Source organism: Shewanella sp. Shew256 (assembly GCF_002196695.1).
Taxonomy (GTDB): domain Bacteria; phylum Pseudomonadota; class Gammaproteobacteria; order Enterobacterales; family Shewanellaceae; genus Shewanella; species Shewanella mangrovisoli.
In genome coordinates this window covers 73051-86489 of sequence record NZ_NAJR01000016.1, presented here as the reverse complement: position 1 = coordinate 86489, position 13439 = coordinate 73051, and the positions used below count along the sequence as shown (strand labels likewise).

At 41.1% G+C, this 13439-nt stretch carries 10 protein-coding genes and 3 pseudogenes; 3 read left to right on the top strand and 10 right to left on the bottom strand.

What is annotated here, in order from left to right; genetic code table 11:
* Positions 1–259: 259 nt before the first annotated feature.
* The gene (locus B5P39_RS21095; protein WP_140418344.1) at positions 260–1441 is read right to left on the bottom strand and encodes an OprD family outer membrane porin; all 1182 of its coding nucleotides are present in this window, start codon (positions 1439–1441) and stop codon (positions 260–262) included.
* A 471-nt stretch (positions 1442–1912) separates the two neighbouring features.
* Here B5P39_RS21095 and B5P39_RS21090 point away from each other — a divergent pair, with 471 nt between their 5' ends.
* Complete coding sequence (locus B5P39_RS21090) at positions 1913–2458, top strand: CueP family metal-binding protein (RefSeq protein WP_011711628.1); 546 nt, start codon at positions 1913–1915, stop codon at positions 2456–2458.
* A gap of 188 nt (positions 2459–2646) precedes the next feature.
* Here the strand turns inward: B5P39_RS21090 and B5P39_RS21085 are convergent, their stop codons facing one another.
* From B5P39_RS21085 to B5P39_RS21055, 8 genes and pseudogenes are all read right to left on the bottom strand, one after another.
* Positions 2647–3090, bottom strand: coding sequence for a YybH family protein (locus B5P39_RS21085; protein WP_011711627.1), 444 nt, complete (start codon positions 3088–3090; stop codon positions 2647–2649).
* A gap of 75 nt (positions 3091–3165) precedes the next feature.
* A complete protein-coding gene (locus B5P39_RS21080; protein WP_011711626.1) occupies positions 3166–4062 on the bottom strand; it encodes a copper resistance D family protein in 897 nt (298 codons plus the stop codon).
* A 14-nt stretch (positions 4063–4076) separates the two neighbouring features.
* Positions 4077–4499, bottom strand: coding sequence for a copper resistance CopC family protein (locus B5P39_RS21075; protein WP_088212835.1), 423 nt, complete (start codon positions 4497–4499; stop codon positions 4077–4079).
* A gap of 115 nt (positions 4500–4614) precedes the next feature.
* Positions 4615–5328 (bottom strand): copper resistance protein B, encoded by a 714-nt coding sequence (locus B5P39_RS21070; protein WP_011711624.1) that lies wholly within the window; start codon positions 5326–5328, stop codon positions 4615–4617.
* A gap of 23 nt (positions 5329–5351) precedes the next feature.
* Positions 5352–7370 (bottom strand): copper resistance system multicopper oxidase, encoded by a 2019-nt coding sequence (locus tag B5P39_RS21065; protein WP_083848294.1) that lies wholly within the window; start codon positions 7368–7370, stop codon positions 5352–5354.
* Positions 7367–7618: pseudogene (locus B5P39_RS25060) on the bottom strand (DUF411 domain-containing protein); the annotation flags it as partial. The pseudogene B5P39_RS25060 and the gene B5P39_RS21065, both read right to left, overlap by 4 nt.
* A gap of 92 nt (positions 7619–7710) precedes the next feature.
* A complete protein-coding gene (locus B5P39_RS25055; RefSeq protein ID WP_254915834.1) occupies positions 7711–7881 on the bottom strand; it encodes a hypothetical protein in 171 nt (56 codons plus the stop codon).
* Positions 7882–8017: 136 nt separating this feature from the next.
* Positions 8018–8404: a hypothetical protein gene (locus B5P39_RS21055; protein WP_254915833.1), complete on the bottom strand. Its 387-nt coding sequence runs from the start codon at positions 8402–8404 to the stop codon at positions 8018–8020.
* A gap of 192 nt (positions 8405–8596) precedes the next feature.
* On the opposite strand from B5P39_RS21055, the pseudogene B5P39_RS21050 reads away from it, so the two are divergent.
* Both B5P39_RS21050 and B5P39_RS21040 read left to right on the top strand, forming a co-directional pair.
* Positions 8597–9548, top strand: a pseudogene (locus tag B5P39_RS21050) (IS30 family transposase).
* A 495-nt stretch (positions 9549–10043) separates the two neighbouring features.
* Positions 10044–10961, top strand: a pseudogene (locus B5P39_RS21040) (IS5-like element ISSpu16 family transposase).
* Positions 10962–11021: 60 nt separating this feature from the next.
* On the opposite strand, the gene B5P39_RS21035 reads toward B5P39_RS21040, so the two are convergent.
* A complete protein-coding gene (locus tag B5P39_RS21035; RefSeq protein WP_011711617.1) occupies positions 11022–13439 on the bottom strand; it encodes an Ig-like domain-containing protein in 2418 nt (805 codons plus the stop codon).

Sequence of the window (13439 nt, the reverse complement as noted above, 5' to 3'; positions counted from 1 at the left end):
GATTGTATTGCTTCCAGTTGATTGTTTTATATTGAGGTTTTGACACGATTGATGGGCGAGTTGATGGGCTATGTCGATCAGATCACCAGCTATGGTTTTAGTTCAACTGATTTAGGAAACAAAGCCTTTTCAACTTTAATCATCTAGACGTATTTTCATATAAAATTGTAAACCCAAGCACACCCATTAACACGACCTGAATTTACAATTACAATATAATTATTAGGGAATTAACATTTGTCAAAAACATTTACAACCTTTAAAAGCTGTAAGTGAATTTCGTTCTTAAATCTGTAGCGTCTTTTTGATTGTTTTCATAATCCAATATTGAAAAATCAATTGATATACCGATATTTTCGAGTTTACCATCAAATTGATATGCAAGATTAACCGTCCATTCATTTAAATCTTTTCCCACTATGGGATTGTCAAAAGATGTATAAAATATTTTACCTTTAAGATTAGAGATAGCAGAACCTAACCCCAATTGATACGAATTTGTTCCAGATTCAAATGCCCCAACACCCGCAGTTTTAGTAGTGGCAGTAAACTGATAATAAGCTCCTTGACCAATGCCTCTAAAAACTCTATTATCTCCTTCATTTCCTCCAGCTAATGTATAACCAGCAAAAAAATCTACTCCTCCCTGACTGAAACCTACTTTAAAGCCCAAAAGATCATTATCGACTAGTTCATTTTTATCCCACTTAGTTTTGTAATATTGCATTGCAATATAACTGTTAAAGTTAGTTGGCAATGTATATTCGACATCCGCATAAAGTGCTTGGACTTCATTTATTACATTTGCGTACTGTGAGTTAACTTTGAATTTTTTAGCGATTCGCTTGTTAACTTGTACGAAAAAAACGCCATCATTACCTATTTTATAAAAATCGCCAGGAGAGCCAGAACCATTAAAATCAAAATCAACAAATTCATTATCAACATAAAACGATTTATCTGTTCGAGTCTGATATTTAGTCACATATCCAATCGAAATATCAGTACCATCAAAATGACTTGAAGACACCTGATACATTTCAAAAGATTCATTTATCAATCTTGAACCTGAGTTAGCGATAAGGGGTGATGAAAAGTGTTGTCTACCTCCAGAAAACACAGTATCACCAAACTGATACTTCAAAAAAGCTTCCGATAATACAAGACCTTGTGCGTTCATATCTCCCGCAGTTGTATCATCATCATCATTGATATTACTAACGTATGACCCCTGTACCTCTCCTCCCAATTTAAACCCATTAAACTCTGATGTATTAAAAGTAACATTACCACCATTCACCCAAATCGAGCTATTCTCTGTATTTGAATCGTCAAAATCTTGTTCGAAATAGTACGATCTCGCTGTACCTCCAACATTACCATTGTGTATCCATTCAGAAAAACTCTCAATATCATCATTAGAGAGTGCATTATTACTCATTGCTAATAACACCAAAAATATTTATTATATTTAAACATACAAACCTTATTAACGTTAAGTTACAAATAAGAAACTATATTAAGTAAAACTAAAATCAAAGATAAACAAATAAATTACAAACCCAATCGATAATACAAACTAGAGCATTTTTAACAGTGATCTATTTAACAAAAAAATATCAAACCGACATAAATATTAATTTAAAATAAACATAGGTTTAAAACCCAAGTTTAAAAACTTAGGTAGAAAAATTATATGAAGACGCAAGTTTAAAACCTGAGCTAAAAACCTAGGAGAATAGAGCGTTAAAGCATATATTTAAAAAACAAAAAAACAAACGACCAAAAACATCAGGCCAATATCAATAATGTGAATTAGCTCAATATATATATAACCACAATCGTTACAATAAAAAAAGCGAGGCACGTTTAAATAAAAATATTTTATAAACTATATAGGATAACTCAGACCATGATTAAAAAACACATTCTATTAGCACTTATAGTTGCATATTCAAGTCAATCATATGCCACAATAATAAATGCAGAAACGTTTAAAAATTTAGACTATAAGAGTGCTGTTACAACAGCACATACACTATACAAAAATAATGAAGGGATAATGATAAAAGTATTACCCGATAGAATAGTTGCAACTTTCTCAGATGGTAAAAGTAGTTCTGTAGCAATACCAAAAGATCAATTCTTTCTTTCAATAGCTCCGTACATTAATAGTTCTCATCCATGTACGAATCATGTTTTAACAGGTTGTACCGGAGAGATAATAAATCAAACAATGAAAGTTGTCATGACTGATACTGACACAGGTGAAACATTAATAGACAAAAAAATGACGACACAACGTGATGGATTTATAGACTTTTGGGTTCCAAAAGATAAAAACTTAGCATTTAATATTTACTATGAAGCAAAAGACGGAAGCAAAAGAGTGGCGAGAGAAGTATTGTCTACTTTCAATAACGATAGAACTTGCATTACAACTATGAAACTTATTTAAAATTAACATTTAAATATGGCTTGTAAAAGGACTGGAATTACTCCGGTCTTTTTTATATAAAAAATGGAAATCCTTTTCCATAAAATATCATGCATTAACATGACGTGAGTCTTTGTGGTTTTCTTGGGAACACTACCTACAAAGGAACTCAAGATAATCCTTTATCTGGTTGATGAAATTCTTATTAGTTACGACCAGTGCACGTGGGTTATTTTCCAACTACCATCCACTTGTTTAATTAACACAAGCGTTTCCATGGTCATCGAGTCAATACTTTTACCCTTATATTCACCTTGGGCGTGACTTATTGACGTTGAAATAGCAATGTCACCCGTAATCGTTATTTGGTGTTCTTTTGGCGTTATGGTTAACCCTTTTAAGTAAGCCATATCCGCAAGCATATGATGATTGGCATAATCCGTAAGTGAACGTTCTACTTTTCCACCTTCATAAATTTGAACATTGGCTGCTAATAACTGCCTAACAATAACCTCATTGCCCGCTTGTAATGCAGCATGAAAATGTTTGACAACATTGCCCGCGGCGGAATCAACACCGATAAACGCTTTTTGTTCTATCGGGTGTGTTTCATCACCATGGGCGAAGCTCAATGAGCTTTGTCCTGCGGACATCAGTAATATCCCGGTCGTTATGAGTATTGTTAAAGGGCTATTTTTCATTTTTATCTCTCTGTTAATTTATAGTGATTATCCAAGGCTCATAGGACCTAGCACGCTCGAAAGTACCGCTGTTGTCGCTAATATCAGTACTGCTATTAATGCTTCTAATCCAATCGATTTTTGTAGTTTTTGTTTTGCGAGTAATGTGTTCGCAATCGTTAATTTAGGTACTAAAACCAATTTATGCCATGCTGCTATAAGCAAAATGATAGCCACCAAACAGAGCTTGATGGTGACCGCAATACCATAATCGGAACTGATTAATTCAGTGGGACTATCAAACAACATCCACACCATTCCCATGCCTGAAAGCAACACTAGAATGACAATCACTATGCCTAAACGACCAAATGTATCCATGACATTTTTTATGACGATGTGGTCATCGGTGCAGCATAATTTCCATAATGGATAAAAAGCGCCTATCCAACTGCCAATGATCAACACGTGTATCAATATTAAGCCTTGAGCAAGCAATCCCAGTTCGGTGCTATGGCCAATAAAAGTAAACGTGACAGCAATTAACAGACAACTGAGAATCGCTAATACCGCAGAAAACGTTTTGATATAACGGTTCTTATGTAACAGTAAACCACTAGCCACTAGCATTAACCCAAAACCGATTAAGCGCCAAAGCACCGTTTGCCCTACCTGGGTTGGCCACAGAAAAGCATGCATCTGCGCATCAAATATTCCCATCAAGCCGTTTTCAGCAAAAGCCCCTACTTGCGCAAAATAATTGATACTAACGGCAATCAATCCCAATACGGCACCTAGGCCGGTATATTTTGCAACGCTAATGCTCAGATTAAGTTGACCCTTAATGAGGTATTGCATCAATGTGCCGCCAATAACAGCGGCAACACTCAGATAGATAACCCATTTAGATATCAACACCGATATTTCAAATACGGTTAATATCATGTTTACTCATCCACTTATTGATGTGCAGTGTGCTCGCTAGTCTCATGCTCCATTGTCATAGGCGGTGCACTGCGAGTGTTCATGCCAGAGTCGTGAAGCATAAAGCTCATGTTGCCTTTCATCTTATGACCGTCATCACCCATGATCATCCAGTTAACTGTGTAATTAGCTGCGTTTAATGCTGGTAGGGCGAATGAAAATTCAGCTTGACTGGCCGCACTTGAAGGTAATGTTAACGGTACGCTTTGCTGCTTCTCATCTTGCATTGTTAATTTGACCAAACGTACCGGAGCCGTAAAGTTCAGTTCAAGCGTTGTTGGGGCTTGACTTAGCATGGCACCGTTAGGGGGCATAGAACTGCTCAGTCCGACATGAGCAAATGCTGAAGCACTCAGGAATAGACTTGTTACGACTAAAACGTTGTTAAATAATTTCATGATATTTCCTTTTATATTGTTTTTAACGATCGAAAAACGGTTTACATAAATGATTTAATATTGGCTTAGCTAACATCTTGGCGCCAAGCTTATAACTCAGTGTACGAACGAGGTCTTAGAACCACGCGCTAAAACCAATAACAAACTGGGTTTCTTGTGTATCTTCCCCTTCACTTCGGGCGTAATCGGCGGTATTACCGAGCTTCTGACGCCAATCAACACCGATATAGGGTGCGAACTCTCGAACAATCTCGTATCTCAATCGCAGCCCTGCACTGACGTCAGATAAGCCTGAGCCTATTCCAAGTTCAGCATCGTCCTTACCAAATAAATTAACTTCTACTTCAGGTGTGAGTATCAATTTTTGAGTGATTAACAGTTCATATTCCGCACTCAACCGCATAGCCGTACGGCCTTGTTCACCGATGAATAAGGCCGCGTCAATATCAAAAAAATATGGCGCTAACCCTTGAACCCCAATCACAGCCCAATTACGGTTCGGCGTCGGTTTGATATCGGTTTTAATACCGAATTGTACATCCCAGTATGGTGCGATGGGCTTACTGTAAAGAGCCTGAATTTCAAGGTCTTGCTTATCACTATTTGAATATTCACCTTCGGTTTTAAGCCACAACTTATTCAAATCGTAACCTAACCAGGCTTGTGCACTAAACTGGGTAGGATCTTGCGGATCCACGCCTTTTTCAAATTGATCCAGCATGACTTTTGTTAATAGAGGATCATCATTACCGCCGGCAAACACAGCTGAGCTAGCCAATGAGGCGCTCAGACTCAACAGTCCCAATGCCACTAAATTCGTTTTATTCATCTGTATACCCCTTTGTATACCCCTTATTTCACCACGACTTTTCTGAACATGCCTGGCATGTGGAATAACAAGTGGCAATGATATGCCCATTGCCCTTTTGCATCGGCGGTGACTAAGTAACTGATCTTAGAACCCGGCTGAACTAATACCGTGTGCTTACGGGGAATAAAATCAGGGTCGCCTGTCTCTAACTCACTCCACATACCATGCAAATGCATAGGGTGAGTCATCATCGTGTCGTTCACTAAGGTGATCCGCAGTCTTTCTCCGTATTCAAACTCTAATGGCGCGGCGTCCATAAATTTCACCCCATTCACAGACCACATATATCGGTTCATATTGCCGGTTAAATGCAGTTGAATTTCGCGGCTAGGTTGGCGCGTGTCGTAGGTAGGATGTAAGCCTTTAATATCGCCATAAGTTAATACTTTGCGATTAAATTGTTGTTGATGGTCACGCAATCCAATCCCGGGATCGTGTAAACCACTTTTTGGCGCATCTGCACGCATATCCACTTGTGGGCCGAACTCGGTGTCAATGTGTTTAATTTCATTGTTACTGCCAAAGCCTGCAAGCCCTAGTCCTGAGACTGTCGCTTTCGCAGCGTCCATGGCCATTTTGCTGTGATCCATGCCTGACATATCACCGCCACCCATAGCCATCTTGCTGTGATCCATGCCTGACATATCACCGCTGCCCATAGCCATCTTGCTATGATCCATGCCTGACATATCACCGCCGTCCATAGCCATCTTGCTGTGATCCATGCCTGACATATCACCGCCACCCATAGCCATCTTGCTGTGATCCATGCCTGACATATCACCAGCGCCCATGTCCATTTTGCTATGATCCATACCGCTCATATCCATATCACTCATATCCATGCCCATATCACTGTGGCCAAGGACTGGCCTTGGATCCATTGGGGGAATAGGAGCATGTAAACTGGCATCTGAGGTAAGGTTACCTACCGTAAAGCCGGTGCGGTCAATACTTTGAGCGAAAATACAATAGGCATTATCAACCTCTGGCTCAATAACCACATCATAGGTTTCAGCAACACCGATTCGAAATTCATCCACAGATACCGGTTGAATGTTCTGACCATCACTGGCGACAACACTCATTTTGAGACCCGGTATACGTACATCAAATATGGTCATAGCAGAACTATTTATAAAGCGTAAGCGCACCTTCTCACCTTGTTCAAACAACCCTTGCCAGCCCTGTTGCGGAGGATTGCCATTCATTAAATAGGTGTAAGTTGAACCCGTAACATCAGATATGTCTCTGTCACTCATGCGCGCGTTATTCCACATCGAACGAGCGTTCCACGTATTGGCTAAGCCATTTTTATTCACGTCAGAGAAAAAATCCATTACCGTACGCTCACGGTAATTATAGTAATCGGCTTGTTTCTTTAATTTGGCATAAATGTTTTCAGGGGCTTCGTCAGACCAATCTGACAGCATGATCACATAGTCACGGTCATATATAACCGGATCGGGGGTCGCTGGATCAATCACAATAGCGCCGAATAAACCGGTTTGTTCTTGATAGCCTGAATGACTGTGATACCAATATGTGCCACTTTGCTGGACGGTAAATTGATACTCAAATGTTTCACCGGGTTTAATGCCATCAAAGCTAAAGCCAGGCACACCGTCCATTTCGGTGGGTAAAATAATACCGTGCCAGTGAATAGAGCTATCATGGTCGAGATTATTTTTTACTCTTAAGGTGACTGTTTCACCTTCTTTCCAACGTAATAACGGCGCGGGCAGTAATTGGTTTACCACAGTAGCTCGAGCAGATTTCCCGGTAAAATTAACCATTTTATAGTCAATTGTTAAGTCAAACACTTTGCCAGAGAGCTGGCTCAACGATTGGCTTAACGCATTGGCAACGGCATTTTTAGGGAAAGGGATCGACATCAATGCCAACATGGCGGATGCACCAAACACAAACCGGCGTCGGCTGTTGTTGAGTTCACTGTTTGTCATTTGAATCATGGGTTTTATCATGTATTGCGATTTCATTGTACAGACTCCTCAAGCGAGTTCACTTGGGCGTAAACTTCACTACTGCCATCTTTTTTCAACAGTAAGACTTGATATGGCATAAATTTATCTTGGTACTCCATGCCAGGGCTGCCCACTGGCATAGCGGGTACGGTTAAGCCGATAGCATCTTTAGGAGGGGTGGCTAAAAAACGACTAATGAATTTTGCAGGGACATGCCCTTCAAACACATAACCTTGAGATGACACAGCGGTATGGCAAGATTGCATTGAAGCAGGAATGCCCTTTGACTGTTTAAACTCATAAAGGTTGTTAATATTGTGGGCACTAACACTAAATCCACGCTCACTAATATGCGTTAGCCATTTCTCACAACAGCCGCAATTAGCATTTTATAAACGGTGAGTAATGGCTCCGTAGTGCCGGGCTCTGCTGCACGGGCAATTAATATCCCTCCCATAGTTTGCAGAATAAAAATAGTACCTATGACACGAAAAAAACTAATAGAATTGCGATATAGAGCAGACATAATATTGCCTCCAAATCAAATTTCGTCACATTAAACAACGCGGTTTAATGTCAGTTTATTAACCAAAAGGTTAAAAAATTGAAACTACATGATTGGCTAGGACAGCTAGCAAAAAAAAGGCGTAACTGTGCCTATGTTAGGCAAATATTGGAGGACGGTATAAAGAAGAACGATACTGAGGCATTAGTGCTGAGGTAAACATTGTTGCAGCATTAACTAAATTGACTTCTGATTTAAGCGTTGGCATCGCCATCGTTAAAGCGACTGATAAACATGATCCGACAGGACAATGGCACGCTTGGGCGCAGCAACTATCATCCGCACCATCACTCATATCCATATCCATGTTCATGTTCATGTTCATTTGCATACTAGCGTCATGACATGCTTTGCCATTTTCAGCAGGCATATTTGAAGTCGTCATTGAATTCATTGGCATAGTACCAGGCATAATCACAGACGCAAAAGTTTGACCGACAAACGTCAGTAAAACAAACATCATGATTAAGTGGATTCTACGCAAAATATATCTCCAACGATTTTCAAATAATAGTAGTGAAAAATACTGCATTTAGCAATGAAAATTTATTTGAAAAACATAATTCCCGATCCCGATTTCAGATAATAAGTGCGACATTCATGGAAAGGTGTAGAAGAGGAAGCCAACTGCTAAAAGTGGGACGCTCTTCTCGCCAAAGAAACAAGCAGTACTACCATGAATTATCAGCAGTTGACCGAAGGCAGAAGATACCAGATTTCTGCTCTTTTGGAACGGGGGATTTCAGTTTCTGAGATTGCTAAAACCGTTCAGTGCCATCGCTCCACGGTATATCGGGAGCTTAAACGTGGCAGCAAGGGCAGTCATTATTGCCCAAACGAAGCTCAGTCAGGTGTTATCACTCAAAAAACGCACATTAGCGCGTAAATACAGAATACCTCAGGAGCGTGTTGATTTTATCCGCCTCCTTTTAGAAGCGGATTGGAGTCCAGAGCAGATTTCCAGTGTATTAACTAAAGTCGGTGCCGCTGTCAGCTATGAGTGGATCTACCGATTTGTTGCGCAGGATAAACGCTCGGGTGGCAAGTTATATCGCCACTTGAGGCAAGGTCACAAGCGGTATCGTCGCGGTAAAAAAGAGAAAGCACCAGCGATCAAAAATGCGGTTTCTATCGATGATAGGCCAAGCATAGTTGACAGTAAGGAGCGATTTGGTGATTGGGAAATCGACACCGTATTAGGCAAGCACGGCACGGGGGCGATGGTGACTATTTTAGAGCGTAAAACACGATTTTACTTGGTGAAGAAAGTGCCATCCAAGTCAGCGGATGATGTCACTAGAGCAACCATAGAACTACTCATGCCTTACAAGGAGCATGTCCATACCATCACGGCAGATAACGGGAGAGAGTTTGCAGGCCATGAAACCATCGCAAAGGAGTTGGAGGCTGATGTTTACTTTGCCCACCCTTATAGTTCTTGGGAGCGTGGAGCCAATGAGAATGCTAACGGTCTTTTAAGGCAATATGTGAAGAAAGGAACCGACCTAACAACGGTAACAGACAGTGATATTGAATTCGCTTTATCGCGGATAAATTATCGACCGAAAAAGTGTTTAGATTTCAAGCAACCAGCGATTGTCTTTAAAGAAATGGTATTGGCTGCTTGATATTGGCGAGTGTCGCACTTCGCAGTTGAATTAGGGACAAACCTATCCAGTCGAACGAATTTCATTCGATTATGGATGATTTATATCAATCAATAATCTCGCATTAAGTCGACTTAAGAACAAAATAGCTAAATGTTAACAGAATTTACAAAGCATAATCTCACCCTGTGATACTCTGTGAGTTAGGGAGATATTTATGCCCGAACATGGATAAATGCAGCGTGTAACAACATCGGTGCAAAGGCAGCTTGCTAGCCACCTTTGGTTGACGAGCTAAGCGTGTAGCGAGATGTTATCACGTGAACCAGACTAGGCAAGTCTGATTCACTGAGCTAAAAAAATAATGATACAGGCACACCAAAGCGCTGACTGAGTGCTTCTATGTGGTGTCTATTAAGCTTCTTTCCTTCTGCGGGGCGTTGTTGCCTAAATGAATGAACCTTCCGTCTCAGATGCGATCAGATCCTGTGAATACCACGCAGAAACCGCTATCAGATGGGCAAATCTAAATCTCGCATTACCAATTGGCCGGAATATAACAAGGCGTTGACCAACCGAGGCTCACTGACTTTTTGGATAGACGAGCAGGCGCTCAACCTCTGGTGTCACACTGAACACCATGGTGGTCGAGGTCGGGGATTTCAATACAGTGACACGGCGATATAAACCGCCTTAATGCTCAAAGGTTTGTTTAATCTCCCCTTGCGAGCACTAGAAGGTTTTCTCAACTCAGTGTTTAGTTTGATGAGTCTGCAATTAACTTCACCTGGTTACAGCTGCATCAGCAAGCGGGCAAAGACAGTCAAAGTTAACTACCGCCCCCCTTGCCGAGGCGCGATTGCTCACTTAGTTGTCGATGCCACAGGACTGAAAGTATATGGCGAAGGTGAATGGAAAATGCGTAAACATGGTAAGGAAAAACGCCGAACTTGGCGTAAGTTGCACCTTGCGATAGATGCGGCCACACATGAAGTCATCGCAGCCGAAGTCAGTTTAGAGAGTGTGGCAGATAGTGAGGTTCTCCCAACGTTATTAAACCCACTAAGGCGCAAGGTAAAACAAGTGTCAGCTGACGGTGCTTATGACACCAAAAAATGTCATAAGCTGCTGAAACGCAGAGGGTGTAAACCTACGATACCGCCGCGAAAAAATGCAGGTTATTGGGAAGAAGGTCATCCCAGAAACGAGGCCGTCAGCGCTCTGAAAAGTGATGAACTCAAACAATGGAAACAAGAGAATGACTATCACCAACGCTCCCTGTCAGAAACAGCTATGTATCGTTACAAGCAACTGATTAGCCCGAAATTGAGCCTGCGGGACTACAACGGCCAAGTCGGCGAGGCACTGGCTGGTGTGAAAGTGATGAACAAAGTCATAGGACTGGGTATGCCTATTCGCCAGAGGGTCAATTAATACCAGGAACCCTTTTAGGAAAAGGCATACCTAAGATTGATTTAGGCAACAACGCCCTTATCAGATGTTGCTCTTCACTTCTAATATTTCAAATAAAAACTGTGCCTTCCCTTTTTGACCGCTCGCCGCGGGATACACCGAAAATTTAACGACTCCCGAAGTAGCCACCGGGTTTAACGTTACCGTTTGACCTGGCTTTACCACTTGACCAAGTACCTGAACACTTATTTCTGCGTCAGTGCGTAACGTAAATAAAGCATCTTGCGGTCCCGAAGCGAGCTGGCTTTCAACTGTTCTCAGATCATTAATGACGACTTCACTGACAGGTTTGTCTGCAGAGCTAGCTAAATCCCTAGATACTGCAAGAGTGGTTAATGAGCCTACATTTACTATGTTAGGCGGCTGATAAGTAAAGCTCTTGCTACTAACGCCTTGGTTGCCAAAAACGTCGGTAGCTTTCACCGTTAAAGTATAAATCTCACCGGATGTAAGTGATGGGAAAAGCCTTGGATATTGCAATGAATACACGTTATTGCCTTTACTTACAGTGGCCAAGTAAACCGTGTCGTTAGCTGAACCGCCGGAGATAATAACACTATCGATGGTGTAGCTTGATTCATCTGCAATGGACACTACCAAGTCATCTAGCCCGACAATTTCATTGAATACTGCACTACCGGAATTGGTAATGCTTATTGTTGGTGTGGCGTTTTCTACTTTGAATGTTTGAAGCGGGGACACAGTGGTAGGCCCGTGATTCTCGACCATCTCTAATTCTAGTGAATGGTTTCCAGTCGGCAGAGAATTTAAGTTAAAGACGTATTCCCAATTAACACCGTTGCGAATTGAACTAATAGGGTTTAAATATTTTGTACCATATTTAATTCTAGCGGCCTTCATGACTAACCTTTCAAACCAACTGCCTGCACCCGGTAGATAAACAAATGCAGTAAGAGTGTTAGTTGTCGTATCAACTTTAAAACTGGTCATTTGCGGGTATTGAGCATCGTTATAGGTTGATTCGCCGTAGCTGTAATTCGCGTAAAGTGTTCCCATCGGCAGGCCCACTGACACAACACCGATAGCATCGTGCAAATAGCCATATCCACCTTTGGTCATCTCATATGTTAAACCCGTTAAGCTACAAATTGACTCACCTGCTGGAATGTCGCAAGAATATCCACGAAAACTTGCGCGTTGCACGTAATCCCGCGGCTGCACCCGAAGCTCAAAATCAGTCATTGTAGCTGGCAAAATCGAATTATGATGCATGATCCCTGTCGTAATAGACATTCGAACGTCATTTAACAAAAATGTTGCTGACGTCAACACTGGGGATTTTGAAGCAGTTTCAGACAATGACAAATTGTATTGGATAGTGCCTGCCATCCATCGACCAAAGTCAACCCACTTAATTTGGTTTGCGTTGTTATATCCAAATGGCGCTGTCATATCAAAATAACCGTATTCACCATTAATTATAACATTTGTCGCTCCCACTGAGTTCGCGAGAGCAAGCCCCCCTTTCACTCCAGCGTCTCGAACGTTATCTACTGGTACTCTATATAACAATCGAACGGGGTTGGTTTTGACTGTCATGCCTGGAGTATAAGCTACAAAACCTACAAATGAACTAGATACACTTTCAGCCAAGTTTGCATCCGGGTCGAAGACTGCAAAAGGAGAAGATGGAGCCCCACCATAGTTGTCGTAATAGAATGTTTTGACAGTTGAACGAGTGATGTTACCTGCTGCATCATATAGCTGAGCCTGCATTGAATATGGATCAGAAGCGTTATTTGACGGTAATATATTTGATAAGTCTGTTTGTGCATTTATCACAGCTTTGAATGCTGCTTGGTCTATGACCATGGGTCTTGTTAATACGATGGAATCGGAATTTAGTTTTTGTACAATGACAGAACCTGAAACCGCACCTTTTACATCCGTTATCCAAATTTTCGAATCTTCGCCGGTGTTTTGTGTATTTAGCCACCAAATCTCATTCGACCCTGTTTCGGCACCATAATTGCTTGTTCCATTTCCATACCAGTCTCCAATGATAGGTCCCTCAGTATCAACTTCAACAACCTTTGTATACTGATCAATTGTTGTACCAGAACTGTTAATCGTTTCGATTTTAAGGCTATACAAACCATCCATCAATTTGGGGATAGTTATTGATTTTCCGTAAAATTCTCGTCCAGAAAAGCTTAACCTGTCAGAAACTCGAATAAAATCTGTGGTGTTGTTGAACACCGTCACTCCACTGGTGTTGATGACTGATAGCTTAAGTTTGTTATCAAGCCCTCCAGAGAGGTAAACCATCGCATCAGTTTGAGGGTTAATGAGCGAGCCCTCAGTGGTTTTCACTGTAGCGTTGGTGTCTGTATACGAAAAGCCTTCTACTGCCGCGTTAGCCATGCCAGAGCAGATGACGCTACACAGCCCTAAAAGTAGTGATTTATTAATTTGCAT